Annotated in this window: 19 protein-coding genes; 4 read left to right on the top strand and 15 right to left on the bottom strand. The window is 67.4% G+C overall.

The genetic code is table 11. The features are described 5' to 3' along the window. From VKI00_RS04970 to VKI00_RS04930, 9 genes are all read right to left on the bottom strand, one after another. Positions 1–104, bottom strand: a 104-nt coding sequence (locus VKI00_RS04970) for a chorismate synthase (protein ID WP_324435901.1), incomplete at its 3' end; no start/stop codon positions are given. Between the two features lie 42 nt (positions 105–146). After that, complete coding sequence (locus VKI00_RS04965; RefSeq protein WP_324435896.1) at positions 147–581, bottom strand: hypothetical protein; 435 nt, start codon at positions 579–581, stop codon at positions 147–149. Between the two features lie 84 nt (positions 582–665). After that, entirely contained in the window at positions 666–1,067 is a 402-nt protein-coding gene (locus VKI00_RS04960) for a hypothetical protein (protein WP_324435895.1), read from the bottom strand. A gap of 24 nt (positions 1,068–1,091) precedes the next feature. Continuing rightward, positions 1,092–1,511 (bottom strand): prepilin peptidase, encoded by a 420-nt coding sequence (locus VKI00_RS04955; RefSeq protein WP_324435894.1) that lies wholly within the window; start codon positions 1,509–1,511, stop codon positions 1,092–1,094. A gap of 10 nt (positions 1,512–1,521) precedes the next feature. Next, complete coding sequence (locus VKI00_RS04950) at positions 1,522–2,340, bottom strand: shikimate dehydrogenase (RefSeq protein ID WP_324435893.1); 819 nt, start codon at positions 2,338–2,340, stop codon at positions 1,522–1,524. Next, positions 2,318–3,559: an endolytic transglycosylase MltG gene (gene mltG, locus VKI00_RS04945; RefSeq protein ID WP_324435892.1), complete on the bottom strand. Its 1,242-nt coding sequence runs from the start codon at positions 3,557–3,559 to the stop codon at positions 2,318–2,320. The genes VKI00_RS04950 and mltG overlap by 23 nt, the downstream gene beginning before the upstream one ends. Further along, entirely contained in the window at positions 3,552–4,049 is a 498-nt protein-coding gene (gene ruvX, locus VKI00_RS04940; protein ID WP_324435891.1) for a Holliday junction resolvase RuvX, read from the bottom strand. Before ruvX ends, mltG begins: the two co-directional genes overlap by 8 nt. Beyond that, positions 4,050–6,755, bottom strand: a complete 2,706-nt coding sequence (gene alaS / locus VKI00_RS04935) for an alanine--tRNA ligase (RefSeq protein ID WP_324435890.1) — start codon at positions 6,753–6,755, stop codon at positions 4,050–4,052. A gap of 134 nt (positions 6,756–6,889) precedes the next feature. Next, entirely contained in the window at positions 6,890–7,279 is a 390-nt protein-coding gene (locus VKI00_RS04930; RefSeq protein WP_324435900.1) for a secondary thiamine-phosphate synthase enzyme YjbQ, read from the bottom strand. Between the two features lie 176 nt (positions 7,280–7,455). Here VKI00_RS04930 and VKI00_RS04925 point away from each other — a divergent pair, with 176 nt between their 5' ends. Together VKI00_RS04925 and VKI00_RS04920 are read left to right on the top strand one after the other, a co-directional pair. Next, positions 7,456–8,082: an antibiotic biosynthesis monooxygenase gene (locus VKI00_RS04925; RefSeq protein ID WP_324435899.1), complete on the top strand. Its 627-nt coding sequence runs from the start codon at positions 7,456–7,458 to the stop codon at positions 8,080–8,082. A gap of 140 nt (positions 8,083–8,222) precedes the next feature. Then, the gene (locus VKI00_RS04920) at positions 8,223–8,843 is read left to right on the top strand and encodes an antibiotic biosynthesis monooxygenase (RefSeq protein WP_324435889.1); all 621 of its coding nucleotides are present in this window, start codon (positions 8,223–8,225) and stop codon (positions 8,841–8,843) included. An 18-nt stretch (positions 8,844–8,861) separates the two neighbouring features. Here VKI00_RS04920 and VKI00_RS04915 read toward each other — a convergent pair whose 3' ends face one another. From VKI00_RS04915 to VKI00_RS04900, 4 genes are all read right to left on the bottom strand, one after another. Beyond that, positions 8,862–9,197 carry a hypothetical protein gene (locus VKI00_RS04915; protein WP_324435898.1) on the bottom strand — a complete coding sequence of 112 codons (336 nt, stop codon included), beginning with the start codon at positions 9,195–9,197 and terminating at the stop codon, positions 8,862–8,864. A gap of 249 nt (positions 9,198–9,446) precedes the next feature. Then, a complete protein-coding gene (locus VKI00_RS04910; RefSeq protein WP_324435888.1) occupies positions 9,447–10,367 on the bottom strand; it encodes a CoA ester lyase in 921 nt (306 codons plus the stop codon). Positions 10,368–10,380: 13 nt separating this feature from the next. Next, positions 10,381–11,565 carry a CoA transferase gene (locus VKI00_RS04905; RefSeq protein WP_324435887.1) on the bottom strand — a complete coding sequence of 395 codons (1,185 nt, stop codon included), beginning with the start codon at positions 11,563–11,565 and terminating at the stop codon, positions 10,381–10,383. After that, the gene (locus VKI00_RS04900) at positions 11,565–12,914 is read right to left on the bottom strand and encodes an LLM class flavin-dependent oxidoreductase (RefSeq protein ID WP_324435886.1); all 1,350 of its coding nucleotides are present in this window, start codon (positions 12,912–12,914) and stop codon (positions 11,565–11,567) included. The genes VKI00_RS04905 and VKI00_RS04900 overlap by 1 nt, the downstream gene beginning before the upstream one ends. A 69-nt stretch (positions 12,915–12,983) precedes the next feature. Between VKI00_RS04900 and VKI00_RS04895 the strand changes: the two genes are divergently transcribed. Further along, positions 12,984–13,592, top strand: a complete 609-nt coding sequence (locus VKI00_RS04895; RefSeq protein ID WP_324435885.1) for a GntR family transcriptional regulator — start codon at positions 12,984–12,986, stop codon at positions 13,590–13,592. A 184-nt stretch (positions 13,593–13,776) separates the two neighbouring features. On the opposite strand, the gene VKI00_RS04890 is transcribed toward VKI00_RS04895, so the two are convergent. Then, the gene (locus tag VKI00_RS04890; RefSeq protein WP_324435884.1) at positions 13,777–15,102 is read right to left on the bottom strand and encodes a replication-associated recombination protein A; all 1,326 of its coding nucleotides are present in this window, start codon (positions 15,100–15,102) and stop codon (positions 13,777–13,779) included. 86 nt (positions 15,103–15,188) lie between these two features. On the opposite strand from VKI00_RS04890, the gene VKI00_RS04885 reads away from it, so the two are divergent. Then, positions 15,189–16,229 (top strand): hypothetical protein, encoded by a 1,041-nt coding sequence (locus VKI00_RS04885; RefSeq protein WP_324435883.1) that lies wholly within the window; start codon positions 15,189–15,191, stop codon positions 16,227–16,229. On the opposite strand, the gene VKI00_RS04880 is transcribed toward VKI00_RS04885, so the two are convergent. Next, positions 16,216–17,052, bottom strand: a complete 837-nt coding sequence (locus VKI00_RS04880; RefSeq protein WP_324435882.1) for a DUF3097 domain-containing protein — start codon at positions 17,050–17,052, stop codon at positions 16,216–16,218. The two genes, VKI00_RS04885 and VKI00_RS04880, sit on opposite strands and share 14 nt — an antisense overlap. Between the last annotated feature and the right edge of the window lie 76 nt (positions 17,053–17,128).

Here is a 17,128-nt window from a genome sequence, read left to right as displayed (position 1 = left end):
TCCGCGATGTCCTCGGACGTCAGGCTGACGCCGGCGACCATGCCTTCCAGCATGGCCACCAGCGCCCGGCCGTGAGATTCACCGGCAGTAGTCCATCGCAACACGTGTCCCATCTTCCCACGACCGGCACTGGGCCGGTCGGGGCGTCAAGCAGCGCGTTGCTCAGTACGCCGCAACCGTCGCAGCGTCGCGAGCTGCCAGACGCCCAGCACAAGCGCAACGTCGCCCGCGCCCGCCAGCGCCCAGTTGCCCGCGGCACTCAGCGGAAGCCAGCCCAGCGCTGCCGCCGCCCACAGCGTGGGTGCCAACAGCAAGTTGGCAACGCCGAAGCCCAACACCAGCCCTCGCGGTGTGGGACGGATCCGGTTCAGACCGAACAGCAGCGCGGGGCCGGCGGCCAGGAACGCCAGTCCGCCGATCAAAAGCTCCGCACGCGGCACGTTCCACCAGTCGCCGAGCCGACCGCTCAAGGCGGCGACCACCCCGCCCACGACGGTCCAAAAGCTGAGGTCGGCGGCGATGGATCGCCAACGCGTGGCGTCGGTTGGGCGGGTTCTGGCTGAAATAGTTGCAGTTGTCATACGGCGATGGTGCGGCCGGAACCACTGCCAACTCGACCAACGGCACTGCCAGAGGCTGCCAGTGGCCGGCGTGACAAGCGTTAGCTATGCCGGTGACAGCCACGGGTAGACCACGTCGACGTATTCGTCGCGGGATACGACAAGCGTTTCGGTGGGGGTGGACGTGTCGACGTAGAAATGGCCGCTGGTTGGACCACCTCCGCTGCCCTTGTCGCTCAGAACAGCAAGGTCTTTGATGATTTCGGCCGCCTTGGCGTGGTCAAGCCGCCACACCACGTGGCTAGAGTCGAGTTCGATATCGGCTGTGCCCGGCTCAATGCGGAACTCATGCGTCACTCCGTCGTGCTCTAGTCGCGACGACTGCTGCGGCTTGGCGTCACTGAGCGCGGCTTTGAACTCGTCGACTCCGCCGCCGTCCAAAGTCAAAAGCACTGCGTCGTCGCCGTAATAAAATTCAGGAAGAAAATTCACGCGAATGACGCTCATGGGTCTCCCTTCACGGCCGGTAGGTTACAGCTGGGCCAGCCCCAGCGCCGCCGCGCTGGCAGCACACATCGACAGGCCGTGCGGCACCGTCGTCGCCGACCAGCCGAGCCGGGCCACCACCCCGATCAGCGCGGTCAGCAGCGGCGCGCCGATCGCCGCGAGCAACCACACGTCGCCGCCGAAGCAGCCGGTCAGCGCACCCAGCCCGAGCGCCAGCTTCACATCCCCGGCGCCCATCGCCGCCGGCGCCGCGGCATGGACCAGCAGATACGCCGCAGCCAGCAGGACCGCCCCCAGCGCAGCGGCCCGGCCGTGCCCCGAGCCGGCCCCGACGAGCATGATTACGACGAAACCCGGCAGGGTCAGCCAGTTAGGCAGCCGACGTTGGCGGATGTCGTAGCCGGTCAGCGCCGCCATCCACAGCAACGCGGCCGCGATCAGCATGCGGGGCAGGCTAATCCAGCGCGGCGGTCATCGCCTCTCGCGGCGCGGGCAGCCCTGTGAATTGTTCGACTTGCGCGAACGCCTGATGCAGCAGCATCTGCAGGCCGCTGATCACCCGACCGCCCGCGGCGGCCACCGCCGTGGCCAGCGGCGTCGGCCATGGGTCGTAGATGGCGTCCAGCAGCACCGGTGCGTCGGCGAAGACCTCGGCGTACCGCCCTGCGACATCGGCCGGCAGCGTGCTGACCAGTACACCCGCGCCGCTCACCGCGCCGGCGACCGCACCGCCGTCCAGGTCGCAGAACCGGGCCGCGACGCCGACCCGGGCGGCCAGTTCGACCAGACGGGCGGCCTTGTCCGGGTTGCGGGCCACCACAGTGATGTCGCCGACGCCCAACTCGGCCAACGCCACAATCGCCGCCGGGGCGGTGCCGCCGGATCCGGATACCACCGCCCGGCCCGTCGCGGTCCCCAGCGCGCCGACCACACCGTCGATGTCGGTGTTGTCGGCGCGCCAGCCGCGCTGCGTGCGCAGCAGGGTGTTGGCCGATCCGACCAGCTCGGCCCGATCGGTGCGCTCGTCGGCGAACCGCAGCGCAGCGAACTTCCCCGGCATCGTCACCGAGACGCCGATCCACTCCGGCCCGAACCCGCCGACCACATCGGGCAGCTCGTCGGCGCCGCATTCGATGCGCTCGTAGGTCCACTCGGCTAGGCCGAGCGCGCGATAGGCGGCCAGATGCAGCTGCGGAGAACGCGAATGCGCGATCGGCGAACCGAGGACCGCCGCCTTTTTGGGGGCTCGGCTACCGCGCGCTGTCGAGGACACCGTTGCGCTTGGCCAGCTCGATGTTCGCCAGATGCTGTTGGTAGTCGCGGGTGAACAACGTCGTGCCCTGCGCATCGATGGTGACGAAGTACAGCCAGTCGCCGGCTTCGGGATGCTCGGCGGCGTTGAGCGCATCGGTGCCCGGCGAACAGATCGGCGTGGCCGGCAGCCCCTCGGCAACGTAAGTGTTCCAAGGCGTTTGCTGCGCCCGGTCGCCGTCAGTGGTGGCCACTTCCCGGCGGTCCAGCGGATAGTTGACCGTCGAGTCGAACTCCAGCGTGCGGTGTTCGGCCAGCCGGTTGTAGATGACCCGGGCGACCTTCGCGAAGTCCTGCGGCTTGGCTTCACGCTGAACCAGCGACGCCACCGCCAGCACGTTGTACGGCGACATGTTCATCGCGGTGGCGGTGTCCAGCAGACCCGATTTCACGTACTGCTCGGTGCTGGCGCTGATCAGCGTCTCCAGAATCGACTGCGGCGAGCCCGACGGGTTGACGTTGAACGTTCCCGGCGCGATCAGGCCTTCGATCCGGCGATGGTCGGCGCCCATCCGGGTGACCGGCTCGATGGCCCACGCCGGCACCGACAGTGAGGCGAGCGGGGTTTTTTCGGCCGCGCCCCGCAGGTCGTCCGCCGAGACGCAGTGCTTGTCCCCATCCAGCTCGACGCAGGTCGCCTTGGCGATCATCGTGAAGATGCCGGGCGTCACGTCGTTGGTCTTGACGTCGGTGGTGTCGTCGAGTTGCTGCCCCTCGGGGATGACCAGCTTGCCTACCCGGCTCCCGGGGTCGACGAGCCGCTTCACCGCCGAGGCCGCCGGGAGTTCGGTCCGCATCCGGTAATAGCCGGGCTGGATTGACGAGATAGCGTCGTTCCCTTCAGCGGCCTCGAGGAACGTTTTGACGGTGCGGACAACGTCGTGCTTCTGCAGCGTCTCGCCGATCGCTGTCGTCGAGTCGCCGGCGTGGACCTGGATCACCAAATCCTTTTTGCCGCTGCCGGCGTAGTCATTCTGCGGGCCGAAACTGTGCCACAGTCGGGAGCCGACGAACACGGCCGCGACAATCACGACGACGAGCAGGCCGAGGGCGAATCCGAGCACGATGTGCCGACGACGACGGCCGCGCTCGGCGCGCAGCCGCTCGGCTCGGGATCGCGCGTGACGCGGCGGCCCGACCGCCACGGGCTTGGCCCGGGCGCGCCCTTCGGTGTCAGACACCGTTGACCTCCCCGGGCGACATGGCACGGCGTTCGTCGAGCCATCCTTGCAGGATCGCCACCGCCGCGGCCTGGTCGATGACCCTACGCTGACCCTTGGCCCGCACCCCCGCCTGGCGCAGCGATCGCTGCGCGCTGACGGTCGTCAGCCGCTCGTCGGCCAGCCGCACCGGAATCGGTGCGATCCGGCCGGCCAGCACGTCGGCCTGCTCGATCGCGTCGAGAGCCGAGGAGCCGGTGCGGTCGGCCAAGGTTCGCGGCAGCCCCACCACAACCTCGACCGCCTGCAGCTCGGCGACTAGCTCGGCCAGCCGTCGCACATGCTTGCCGGAACGGTCGCGGCGGACCGTCTCCACCGGCGTGGCCAGGATGCCGTCGGGGTCGCTGCAGGCCACACCGATGCGCACGCTGCCCACATCGATGCCGAGCCGCCGTCCGGGTCCGGGATCATCCGCGCCGGGCCGATCCGGCAGGCGGTGTGAGGAGTCCACTCAGCCGACCCGCGCTATCTCTGCTCGCACCGCGTCGAGCGCAGCGTCGATACCCGATGAGTCCTTACCCGAGCCTTGTGCGAGGTCGGCCTTGCCGCCGCCCCGGCCGTCCACCGCTCCCGCGAGCTGCTTGACCAAGTCGTTCGCCCGGATCCCCAGGTCCTGGGCGGCCGGGTTGGCGGCGATCGCGTAGGGGACGCTGCCGCCTTCACCCTCGGCGATCAGCGCGACCACCGCCGGGTCGCTGCCTAGCTTGCCGCGGATGTCACCGACCAGCGAGCGCAGGTCGGCGGCGGTCATCCCGCTCGACATCCGCTGCGCCACCAGACGGACGTTGCCGATCCGCTGCGCCCCGGCCGCGGCGTTGACCGCAGCAGACCGCGCCGTCGCCAGCCGGGTGCGTTCGAGTTCCTTTTCCGCGGCCTTGAGTCGCTCCACCAGGTTCGCCACCCGGGCGGGCACCTCTTCGGAGGGCACCTTCAGCGACGAGGCCAGCCCCGCCATCAGGGCGCGTTCCTTGGCCAGGTGTTTGAACGATTCCAGCCCGACGTAGGCCTCCACACGGCGCACCCCGGAGCCGATCGACGATTCGCCCAGGATCGTCACTGGGCCGATCTGGGCTGAGTTGTGCACGTGCGTGCCACCACACAGCTCCAGCGAGAACGGGCCACCGATCTCCACCACCCGAACTTCGTCGGGATAGGCCTCACCGAACAGCGCCATAGCGCCCATCGCCTTGGCCTTTTCGAGTTGCTCGGTGAAGGTGTGCACCTCGAAGTCAGCCTGGACGGCCTCGTTGGTCACCTCTTCGATCTGCGTGCGCTGCTCTTCGGTCAGCGGCCCCTGCCAGTTGAAGTCGAACCGCAGGTAGCCGGGGCGGTTCAACGACCCGGCCTGAACCGCGTTCGGCCCCAGCACTTGCCGCAGCGCGCCGTGCACCATGTGGGTACCCGAGTGGCCCTGGGTGGCGCCCTTGCGCCAGCCCGCGTCCACCGATGCGACGACGGTGTCACCCTCGACGAATTCTCCGGACTCCACGTTGACCCGATGCACCCAGAGGGTTTTGGCGATCTTCTGTACATCGGTCACAGCGGCCCGGGCGCTTTCGCCCGCGCCGGTGCCGCTGATGGTGCCGACATCGGCGAGTTGCCCGCCCGACTCGGCGTAGAGCGGGGTGCGGTCCAGCACCAGTTCCACGCGGTCCGCGATAGCGGCTTCGCCGTGCGCACCATGGGCAATCACCGGCACCCGCTTACCGTCGACAAAGATCCCCAGAATCCGGGCCTGCGACGTCAACTCGTCGAAACCAGTGAACTCGGTGGGCCCGGCGTCAACCAGCTCCCGGTAGGCCGTCAGGTCGGCGTGAGCGTGTTTGCGTGCGGCAGCGTCGGCCTTGGCGCGCTGGCGCTGCTGCAACATCAGCTCGTGGAATCCCGTCCCGTCGACCGTCAGCCCGGCCTCGGCGGCCATCTCGAGGGTGAGTTCGATCGGGAATCCGTAAGTGTCATGCAGGGTGAAGGCATCCGACCCGGACAGCACGCCGGCACCCGATGCCTTGGTGGCGCCGGCCACCTCGTCGAACAGCCGTGAACCGGACTGCAGCGTCCGGTTGAACGCGGTCTCCTCTGCCACCGCGATGCGCCGAATCCGGTCGAAGTCAGCAACCAGTTCGGGATACGACGGGCCCATCGCGTCACGCACGGTGACCATCAGGTCGCCGACGATCGGGTCCTCGATGCCCAGCAGCTTGGCCGAGCGGATCACCCGGCGCAGCAGCCGACGCAACACGTAGCCGCGCCCGTCGTTGCCGGGACTGACGCCGTCGCCGATCAGAATCGCGGCGGTGCGGCTGTGGTCGGCGATGATCCGGTAGCGCACATCGTCGTCATGATTGCCGACGTCGTATCCACGGGGTGCGCGCGCGGCCACCATGTCGATGACGGGGCGCAGCAGATCGGTTTCGTAAACGTTGTGCACCCCCTGCAGCAGCACCGCGACCCGCTCGACGCCCATGCCGGTGTCGATGTTCTTGCGCGGCAACGGCCCAAGGATCTCGTAGTCCTCTTTGCTGGTGCCTTCGCCGCGCTCGTTCTGCATGAACACGAGATTCCAGATCTCGATGTAGCGCTCTTCGCTGGCCAGCGGGCCGCCCTCGGGTCCGTGCTCCGGGCCGCGGTCGTAGTAGATCTCCGACGACGGACCGCACGGCCCGGGGATGCCCATCGACCAGTAGTTGTCGGCCATGCCGCGGCGCTGGATCCGCTCGGGCGGCAGCCGCGCAACATCCTGCCACAGCTGCATTGCCTCGTCGTCGTCCAAATAAACTGTGGCCCAAAGTCTTTCGGGATCAAACCCGTAACCACCGTCGGCAACGGAGTTGGTCAGCAGGGTCCAGGCCAATTCGATGGCGCCGCGCTTGAAATAGTCGCCGAACGAGAAATTGCCGGCCATCTGGAAAAACGTGTTGTGCCGGGTGGTGATCCCGACTTCGTCGATATCCGGTGTACGGATGCATTTCTGGATGCTGGTGGCCGTCTTGTACGGCGGGGTGCGCTGGCCCAGAAAGAACGGCACGAACTGCACCATGCCCGCGTTGACGAACAGCAGGTTGGGGTCGTCGAGGATCACCGAGGCACTCGGCACCTCGGTATGACCCGCTTTCACGAAATGATCGAGGAACCGCTTCCTGATCTCGTGTGTCTGCACTTCTCCGCTTCCTGTTGGGCTGGCCTGCCTGGCCAATTTCCACCCTATTAGGGGGCTTATTCGACCGCATTACAGTACCGGTCCGGTTGCCCGCGCCTAAAAACTCGACGAACCGGACCGAGGCGCGGTGCCGTTCACCCGCTGAGAAAACTCAACCGCACCGAGCGCCGCGGATTGTCCCGGTTGAGGTCGACCAGGACCACGCTTTGCCAGGTGCCCAACTGCGGTTCGCCACCCTCCACCGGCAACGTGATCGACGGCGCAACGATGGCCGGCAGCACATGGTCGGCGCCGTGGCCATGTGAACCGTGAGCGTGCCGGTAGCGGTCGTCGCGCGGCAACAAACGTTCCAGGGTGTCGATGAGGTCGTCGTCGGAGCCGGCGCCGGTCTCTATGATCGCCACCCCCGCCGTTGCGTGCGGGACGAAGACGTTGCAAAGCCCGTCGCCGCGCGGGAAGCAAAACGCCCGCACTGACTCGGTCAAATCCACGATGCGGCGACGCGCGGTGTCCACATCCAGCACATCGGTATGCATCGCACAAGCCTACGGGCGACGCTCGGTGACCTGCCATCTCAAGCCGTGGCCCCCAAGCAACTACACCCATGTCTAACTATTGCCACCGCCGCTCCGGCGGAGGAAGGTGTTGCTTGACCGGTGGCGCCACCGGGGCGCTGCCCCGAGAAGGAAAGGGGTGGGTCGTGTACGCGCGCTCTACCACTATCCAGGCGCAACCATCGTCCATCGACGCCGGAGTTGCGCACATTCGCGATGCGGTCATGCCAAGACTGCAGGAGGTCGACGGGTGCGTCGGCTTGTCGTTGTTGGCCGACAGGCAGACCGGTCGGTGCGTTGTGACCACCTCGTGGGAAACCGAAGAGGCGATGCGCGCCAGCGCCGAGCAGATACGGCCGATCCGCGATCGAGCGGCGGACGAGTTCGGCGGTATCGGCGACCCAATGGTCGAAGAGTGGGAGATCGCGGCGCTGCACCGCGATCACCGCGCGGGTGAGGGCGCCTGCGCGCGGGCCATCTGGGTCAAGCTGCCGCCAGACCAACTCGACACGGGCATCGACTTTTACAAGATGTCCGTCGTGCCCGACCTCGAGGCGCTCGACGGGTTCTGCAGCGCGAGCCTGCTAGTCGATCGCGCATCCGGGCGCGCGGTGAGCTGTACATCCTTCGACAGCCTCGATGCGATGGAGCGCAGCAGGGAGCAGAGCACGGCGTTGAAGAACACGAAGATCGTGGAAGTGGGCGCCGAGGAACTCGACGACTGCGAGTTCGAGCTCCGGCTTGCTCATCTGCGGGCGCCCGAGCTGGTGTGAGCGATTAGAGCGGCGGTAATACCGCCAACCCCGAACAAACGCACCGTCGTAGCCCATTGCCATCGGCAATGGGCCGGAGGAAGGTGGTCAATGGGACCGGTGGCGCCACCGGGGCGCTGCCCCGTTACCAAGGAGGGGATGTGTACGCGCGCTCTACCACTATCGAGGCGCAACCGTCGTCCATCGACGCCGGGATCGCACACGTTCGCGATGTAGTCATGCCCGCACTCGAAAAAGTCAACGGATGCCTTGGTGTGTCGTTGTTGGTCGACCGTGGCTCTGGTCGTTGCATTGTGACCAGCTCATGGCAGAACGAACAGGCGATGCGCGCGAGCGCCCGTGAGGTACGGCCGGTTCGCGATCAGGCGGCGCAAACCTTCGGCGGCAGCCCGACCGTCGACGAATGGGAGATCGCCGTTCTGCACCGCGACCACCCCTCCGGTCCGGGCGCCGGCGTGCGCGCCACCTGGCTCACCGTGCGGCCCGACCAGTTCGACCGGGCCATCGAGTTCTACCGCGAGTCGGTGCTGCCCGCGATCGAGGAGCTCGAAGGTTTCTGTAGCGCGAGCCTGATGATCGACCGCACATCCTGGCGGGCGGTGTCGTCGTCGACATTCGACAGCCTGGAAGCCATGCAGCGCAACGAAGAGCGTGCCCGTTCGCTACGCACCGCCCGGCTTCGCGACCTGGGCGCCGACCAGTTCGACGTCGGCGAGTTCGAATTGGCGATCGCCCACCTGCGGGTGCCCGAGCTGGTTTAGCGCTTCCTAGCGTCGCTGCTATGGCAGCGAGTCGCCGGGAAACCCAAGGCAGCCGTGCACCTCATACGTAAAGACTCCCGCCGCCACTCCGGGGTCGTCGCCCATGATGGCGCTGGTCTCGTCGACGGTCGCCGCAAACACCCCGATGCCGCAGACGTCGGAACCGTCGGTGACCGGCAGGACCACCGCCAGCACGCCGTCGTCGCGCAACCCGAAGTTGCGCCGACCGTGTTCCCAGACGATGCGGGGTGTCGCGTCGTCGCCGAATTTCGGCCCCTGCTTCAGGATGACGACGCTATAGGGCTTGGCGGTGGGCAGCAGTCGGCCCATCTCTTCGTCGGTAAAGGATTTGATGGCTTCCCCCTTCCTCGCGGATGGTCGCGCGCAGGCGCTCGGCGCCATGACGGCTTGGCCGATAGTAGTGCACACCGACCAGCCCGTCGTCGGGTACCGTTGCGCGACAACGCCGTCCGAGTCGCCGCGGGGGGTACGGCTACCCGAGCTCGTCTAGCTGTTTGTTGCGTCGCCGAGCGTCACGCCAGCGTGGCGGCCGACGCCGAGCGTCACGCTAGCTTAGCTAGGGTGACGACGCAGCCGCTCCGGCTAACTTCGCTGCTCGATCAGCGCCGCCCGGGCCAGCGTCGCCTGGGCCATCTTCACGTGTGCGGCGTCGACCAGGACGCCGTTGACGCCGACCGCGCCCAACCCCTTCTGCTCGCCGTCGCGGTAGGCGGCGACGTTGCGCTCGGCGAGCGCGATCTCCTCATCGGTCGGCGAGTAGACCTTGTTGGCCACCGGGATCTGCGTCGGGTGGATCGCCCACTTGCCTGTGTATCCCATCAGCGCGGCCCGTCGCGCGTCGCGCTCGTAGCCCTCGAGGTTTCCGTAGTCGGGGTACGGCGCATCGATCGCGTCGATGCCGGCGATCCGGGCGGCAACGATCACCTTGTTGCGGGCGTAAACCCAGAAGTCGCCGGGATATTCGCCGAGCGGGTCGAAGTTGTTGTCCACGCGCGCGCCCTGCGACAGCGAGAAGTCACCGACACCGAAGATCAGCGCGTCCAGCCGTGGGCTGGCCGTTGCGATCTCCTCGGCGTTGGCCAGTCCCTCGACCTCTTCGATGAGCACTTCGAGGCGGATCGGGCGCGAAAGGCCGAGCTTGGCCTCTAGCTGAGTCAACAGCACGTCGACCCACCAAACATCGCGTGCCCGTAGCGCTTTCGGGATGATGATGGTCTCCAGGTTCTCCCGGGCGTCGGTGACGACCTCGACGATGTCGTCGTGGCACCACGGGGTGTCGAGCCCGTTGATGCGGATCGCCCGCACGGTCCGTCCCCAGTCGAGTTCGGTTAGCGCGCTAATGGCTTTGGCGCGTGCCGCCTCTTTATGTGCCGGTGCGACGGCGTCTTCCAAATCGAGGAATACCAGGTCGGCTTCGGAGGCGGCAGCATGAGCGAACATGTGGTCGTTGCTCGCGGGAACGGCCAGCTCCGAGCGGCGCAGCAGTGATGTCTTCGACGTCATGCCCATTTTCCTTTCACAGCACACCGCGGGCGCGCAGCTCGTCGACGTCGCCGCCAGTGAGGCCGAGCAGTTCGCTGTACACCTCGGCGTTGTGCTCACCGATCCGCGGGCCCAGATGCTGCACCCGCCCGGTCGCCGCCGAGAACCGCGGCACCGGCGCCTGAACGGTCATCGCGCCCAGTTCGTCGTCGCCGACCTTGACGAAGACCTCGCGATGCGCCAGCTGTTCGTCGGCGACCAGATCGGTGATGTCGTAGACAGGCGCGGCGGCCACCTCGGCGGCGTCGAGAATCTCCATCGCCTCGGCCAACGTCTTGGTGGCCACCCAGTCGGCGACCACCTGGTCCACCTCGCGGGCCCGCGCCAGCCGCCGCTGCGGGTCAGAGAAGTCGGCGTCGTCGACCAGGTCGGCGCGCCCGATCGCGCGGAACACCCGCAGCGCCAGCTGCGGTGAGCTGCCCGACATGGCCAGCCAGCGGTCGTCGGCCGTGCGATACGTATTGCGCGGCGCGGAGATGTCCCAGCGGTTTCCCGCCCGCGTCGGCACCAGCCCGAGTTGGTCGTAGCCCAACAGCGTCTGCTCAAGCAGCCGCGCCAGCGGATCGATCAGGTTGATGTCGATCAACTGGCCGGACGCCCCGTGCACGTCGCGGTGGTAGAGCGCCATCATGACCGCGTAGGCGGCGTTCAGCGATGCCACCCCGTCGGCCAGCATGAACGGCGGCAGGGTGGGCGGTCCACCGGCCTGGCCGGTGATGTTGGCAAAGCCGCTCATCGCCTCGCCAAGCGTGCCGAAGCCGGGCCGCTCGCTCTTCGGTCCGGTCAGCCCGTAGCCGGTGATGTGCAGCATGACGATGCGGTCGTTGACGGCCCGCAGCGCCGGGTAGTCCAGCCCCCACTTGCGCAGGGTCGCCGGCCGGGTGTTGACGATCAGCACGTCGGCGTGTTCGACCAGGCGACGCAGCAGCGCCTGGCCTTCGGCCACGCGCAGGTCCAGGGTGATCGAACGCTTGTTGCGGGACAACGACTTCCACATCAGCCCGACGCCGTCAATCTGGTTGCCCCAGCTGCGGATCGGGTCGCCGCTGCCAGGCTGCTCGATCTTGATGACGTCGGCGCCGAACTCGCCGAGATAGGTGGCCGCCAGCGGTGCCGCGGCCAAAGTGGCGGCGTCGAGGACGCGGATGCCTTCGAGCATTATGCTCCGACGGGCGCGCACACCGGCCGTTGCAGGCCGAGGTGCTCGCGCAGGGTCGAGCCACTGTGGGAGTCGCGGAACAGGCCGCGCCGCTGCAACTCCGGGACCACCATTCGCACCACGTCTTCGAACGCGCCGGGCAGATGCGTTGCCGCCAGGACGAACCCGTCGCACGCACCGCCGTCGAACCACTCCTCCATCTGATCGGCGACCTGCGCGCCGGTCCCGACGAAGCGTGGGCCCTGCAGCAGGGTGGCGCGGTGGCCGGCCAGCTCGCGCAGTGTGATGGTGTCGCCGATGTGGGCACGCAAATTCTGCACCAGGCCACGGATACCGGACACCGAGTCGATGAGTTCGTCGGTGATCGGGTCGTCCAGATCGTGCTGGGAGAAGTCGTAGTTCATCAACTCCGAGAGTAGGGTCAGCGACGCCATCGGGTGCACCAGATTGTTGAGGAAGACCTGTTCGCGTTCTTTGGCATGATCCTCCGACTCCCCCACCACGGCGTAGGCCATCGGACAGACCTTGACCGACTGCGGGTCGCGGCCGGCGGCGCCGATGCGCTCCTTCTGGTCGGCGTAGTGGCTGCGGGCCACCTCGATACCCGGGTCGCCGGTGAAGATCAATTCGGCCCAGCGCGAAGCAAATTCACGACCGCGGCCCGACGAGCCGGCCTGGATGATCACCGGCCGGCCCTGCGGGCTGCGCGGCACGGTCAGCGGCCCTCGCACCGAGAAGAACTCCCCGTGGTGGTTGAGTTCGTGCACCTTGTCCGGGTCGGCGTAGACGCCGTTGACCCGGTCGTGCAGGATCGCGTCGTCGTCCCAGGTGTCCCAGAGGCCGACGACAGCGTCCATGAACTCCTCGGCGCGGTCATAACGGGCGTCATGGCCCAGATGCGTTTGGAGGCCGAAGTTCTGGGCTTCGCTGTCGTTGACCGAGGTGACGACGTTCCACGCCGCGCGCCCGCCGGACAGGTGGTCCAGGGTGGAGAACGTACGCGCCACATGGAACGGCGTGTAGTAGGTGGTCGAGCAGGTCGCGCCCAGACCGATCCGCGACGTCGCCTGCGCGAGCACACCGAGCACGATCGACAGGTCCAGCTTCACCGGCCGCGCGCCGTACTTCACCGCGTCGGCGACCGAGCCGCCGTAGATACCGGGCATCGCGAGCCGGTCGTCGAAGAACATCAGGTCGAAGCAGCCCTCTTCAAGTTGCCGCCCGATCTTGGCGTAGTACGAGGCGTCGAGGTAGCCGTGCTCGGTTGCGGGATGACGCCACGACCCCGCGTAGACCGAGGTGCTGCCCGCTTGCATAAAGGCGACAAGCGCCATTTGTCTTGTAATCATTCCTGATGTCTAACATCTGATATATTAGATTTCAAGTGTTAGATTTGAGATTGGCATAAGGTCATCGCTATGCCCAACGACATCGCCGGCACGGTGCGCGAGCGCGCCGCACGCGAGCTGCGCGACCGCATTCTCACCGGCGCGCTGCCCGCTGGTAGCCGGCTCGACCTCGACGCCATCACCAAGGAGTTCGCTACCAGCCGCACCCCGGTGCGCGAGGCCCTACTCGAGCTCTCCTACGACGGCTTGGTGAAGGTCGCGCCGCGCAGCGGGATAACGGTGATCGGCATCAGCCCCGAGGACTTGTTGGATAGCTTCACAATCCTGGGCGTGCTGACCGGCCAGGCGGCCGCATGGGCCGCGCGGCGGGTCACCCACGAAGGCGTCGAGCGCTTGCGCGACCTGGCGACCGACATCGACGCGAATTGGGATTTTCACCGCGAGATCCACCGAGCCGCCCATTCACGGCGGTTGATGGCGCAGATCCGGCAGGCCGTCCGCGTCGTGCCGTCGAACTTCTTGGCAATGTTCCCTGAGCACGAGCATCACTCGTTGGACGATCACCAGGCGCTGGTGTCCGCGCTCGCCGACGGCGACGCCGACAAGGCCCGCGGTATCGCCGAGCGTCATGTGCTGGACGCCGGGCGATCGCTGGCCAGCCGGCTGGAATCTGCCTGAGTCCCACCAGTCTCAGCGGCCTCTTCAGCCGCTGGAAGCAGGTGTCTGCCTTCTACGGTTTTGGAGACACGGGCGATATCACTTTCGCCCGTGATATCGCATGCGCCCACGTTTCCGAAGCCATACCACCTTCCCTGCGGCGGTGCCGGTGGGGCTGCTGTGGCCCGTGTTAAAGAGTCCGACGTTAGCGGCGCCTGATGATCGCCCGCAGTCGCTCGAGGCGGCCGGCGATCTCACGCTCAGCGCCGTGGCTGGTCGGCCGGTAGTAATCCACGCCGACCAGGTCGTCCGGTGAATACTGTTGCGGCACAACACCATCCGGGTCGTCATGGGAGTATTTGTAGCCCTGCGCATTGCCCAGTGCCGCCGCGCCCGAATAGTGGCCGTCGCGCAAGTGCGGCGGCACCAGCCCGGCCTTGCCCGCTTTGATGTCGGCCATCGCCGCACCCAGCGCAGTGGTGACAGCGTTCGACTTGGGCGCGGTGGCCAGGTGCACGGTGGCGTGCGCCAAGGTCAACTGGGCTTCAGGCAAGCCGATCAGTTGCACGGTCTGCGCCGCGGCGACGGCGGTCTGCAGCGCCGTCGGGTCGGCCATTCCGATGTCCTCGCTGGCCAAGATCATCAGTCGGCGGGCGATGAATCTCGGATCCTCACCGGCGACCAGCATCCTGGCCAGGTAATGCAATGCGGCGTCGACGTCGGAGCCGCGCACCGACTTGATGAACGCGCTGACGACGTCGTAGTGCTGATCGCCGTCGCGGTCGTAGCGGACGGCGGCCTTGTCCACGGACTGCTCGACGGCCTCGACGGTGACCCGCTCCCCCGCCTCGGCAGCGACCTCCAAAGCGGTCAGCGCGCGGCGGGCGTCCCCGGCGCCAAGCTGCACCAGCAGGTCGACGGCGTCGGGCTCGACGTCTTGCCCGTTCAGCCCGCGCGGGTCGTCGATCGCGCGCAGCACCACAGTCCGGATGTCGTCGGCGCTCAGTGGCCGCAGCTGCAGGATCAATGACCGGGACAGCAGCGGGGCGACGACCGAGAACGACGGGTTCTCGGTGGTTGCCGCCACCAGCAGCACCACCCGGTTCTCCACGGCGGATAACAGCGCGTCCTGCTGGGTTTTGGAGAACCGGTGGACTTCGTCGATGAACAGCACGGTCTGTTCGCCGTGGGCCGCGGCGCGACGGGCCACGTCGATCACCGCACGGACTTCCTTGACCCCTGCCGACAATGCCGACAGCGCCTCGAACCGTCGGCCGGTGGCTTGCGAGATCAGGGCGGCCAACGTGGTTTTGCCGCTGCCGGGTGGGCCGTAGAGGATGACCGACGCCACGCCCAAGCCCTCGACCAACCGGCGCAACGGCGAACCGAGCTGCAACAGGTGGTCCTGCCCGACCACCTCGTCGAGACTGGCCGGACGCATTCGCACTGCTAACGGCGCCGCGGCCGAACCGCCCTGCGCGCGTTCGGTCAAGCTGGTCGCGTCAGGGACGTCGAACAGACCGTCGGCCACGGTTCAGGCATACCACGCCGCCTCGACATGGAATCACGATGTTCGGGTCCCAGCACGGCCGCCGAATACTTGCTAAGTTCCCGGCTATGAGCCAGCCCCCCGAGCACCCCGGCAACCCGAGCGATCCGTGGGGCGGAAACCCTAATCCCCGCGACTACCCGCCGCCGCCCGGCTACGGCCCACCGCCAGGACCACCCGCCGGACCGCCACCTGGCTACGGACCACCTCCGGGCCCACCGCCAGGCTATGGACCACCTCCTGGACCGCCACCGGGGTACGGCCCGCCGCAACCCGGATATGGCGCGCCCCCACCGCCGCCCGGTTACGGACCGCCGCCTCCCGGCTACGGGCCTCCGCAACCTGGGTACCCGCCGCCGCCGCCAGGGTATCCGCCGACGCCCGGGCAGCCGTTCGACGTGATCGATGCGGTCAAGTGGGCGTGGAACAAGTTCACAAAGAACTGGGTGCCGCTGGTCGTTGCGACGTTGTTGTTCGGGCTGATCGGGTTGGTCGTACACGGGCTGGTGTTCGTGTTGATGGGTGGCGCCACTGCCAACACCGCCGACGTCGAGGGCGATTACGGCGCATCGTTTGCGACGAGTTTGGGCCCTGCCGGCATGCTCGTGTTGTCGATCGTGTCGTTCGTGTTCGGCATCTTCGTGCAGGCTGCGTTCCTGTCCGGGGCGCTCGACCTCGCCGATGGCAGGCCGGTGAGCATCGGTTCGTTCTTCAAGCCGCGCAACTTCGGCAACGTCATTCTGGCCGGCGTGCTGCTCAGCGTAATCAGCGCAGTCTTGGATGCGGTGTCGCTGCTGCCCAGTTTCGTGTTCGCCTTGTTGTCGTTGGTGGCGATCCTTGTCTTCACGTTCTTCGCGCTGTTCACGATCGCGTTCGCAACCGATCGCGCCCTGCCGCCGATCGATGCGCTCAAGGCCAGTTTCGCCACAGTCTGGGCCAATGTCGGCAGCACCCTGCTGTCGTTCGTGGTGCAATTCCTGTTGGTGCTGGTCGGCGCCTTACTCTGCGGCCTCGGGCTCCTCGTGACTTTCCCACTGGCGCTGCTGATCCAGGTCTACACCTACCGTCGGCTCGCCGGTGGCCCGATCGCGCCGCTCACGGCTGGGTGACGAAGTCGATCAGCTCCTCCACCCTGCCGATCAGTGCCGCGTCGAGATCGGTCCAGTCGCGGACCCGCCCTCGGATGCGCCGCCATGCCGCGGCGACGTCAGCCTGGCCGGCGTGCGGCCAGCCCAGCGCCTGACACACCCCGTGTTTCCACTCGATTCCACGCGGTATCACCGGCCACTCCGCGAGGCCCAGCCGGGCTGGTTTGACGGCTTGCCAGATGTCGACGAACGGATGCCCGACCACCAGCGTGTGCGCGCCGCCCGGGCCCCGGCGTACCGCTTCGGCGAGCCGTGCTTCCTTCGAACCGGGCACCAGGTGGTCGACGAGCACACCGAGCCGTCGCGTGGGGCCGGGCCGGAATTGCCCGACAACGCCGACGAGATCGTCGACGCCACCGAGATATTCGACCACCACACCCTCCAGCCGCAGATCATCGCCCCACACCTGCTTGACAAGCTCGGCATCGTGGCGGCCCTCCACGTAGATCCGCCCGGCCCGGGCCGCTCGGGCATGGGCTCCGGTCACCGCCAGTGAGCCCGACGCTGTGCGGGTCACCGCGCTGGGCGCCGGGCGTCGGGGCGCGGTCAGGATCACCGGTTTGCCGTCGACGAGGTAGCCCGGACCTATCGGGAACGGCTTGGTGCGGCCTTGCCGATCCTCGAGCTCCATCCGGCCGTACTCGACACGCACCACGGCGCCGACATAGCCGGTCTGGGCGTCCTCGACGACCATGCCGAGTTCTATTGGCAATTCAACCGACTTGACCCGTCGCGCGCTGTGCGGGTCGCGGGCCAGCACATCCGGACCGTAACGATCATCCACCCGAGCGATCCTAGGAAGGCAGACGCCCAAAACCGGGTACGCCACTCGGGCCACGTTAAATCGGGCTGCGCTGCAG

Origin of the sequence: Mycobacterium sp. (assembly GCF_035314665.1) — a bacterium.
In the GTDB taxonomy this organism is placed as follows: Bacteria; Actinomycetota; Actinomycetes; order Mycobacteriales; family Mycobacteriaceae; genus Mycobacterium.
This window is presented reverse-complemented; position numbering and strand designations above follow the sequence as displayed.

Bases quoted from the DNA above. Each gene is read 5' to 3' on its own strand.
- VKI00_RS04965 (WP_324435896.1), bottom strand. From the start codon at position 581: ATGACAACTGCAACTATTTCAGCCAGAACCCGCCCAACCGACGCCACG.
- VKI00_RS04960 (WP_324435895.1), bottom strand. From the start codon at position 1,067: ATGAGCGTCATTCGCGTGAATTTTCTTCCTGAATTTTATTACGGCGAC.
- VKI00_RS04955 (WP_324435894.1), bottom strand. From the start codon at position 1,511: ATGCTGATCGCGGCCGCGTTGCTGTGGATGGCGGCGCTGACCGGCTAC.
- VKI00_RS04910 (WP_324435888.1), bottom strand. From the start codon at position 10,367: ATGACGTCGAAGACATCACTGCTGCGCCGCTCGGAGCTGGCCGTTCCC.
- VKI00_RS04905 (WP_324435887.1), bottom strand. From the start codon at position 11,565: ATGCTCGAAGGCATCCGCGTCCTCGACGCCGCCACTTTGGCCGCGGCA.
- VKI00_RS04900 (WP_324435886.1), bottom strand. From the start codon at position 12,914: ATGATTACAAGACAAATGGCGCTTGTCGCCTTTATGCAAGCGGGCAGC.
- VKI00_RS04895 (WP_324435885.1), top strand. From the start codon at position 12,984: ATGCCCAACGACATCGCCGGCACGGTGCGCGAGCGCGCCGCACGCGAG.
- VKI00_RS04885 (WP_324435883.1), top strand. From the start codon at position 15,189: ATGAGCCAGCCCCCCGAGCACCCCGGCAACCCGAGCGATCCGTGGGGC.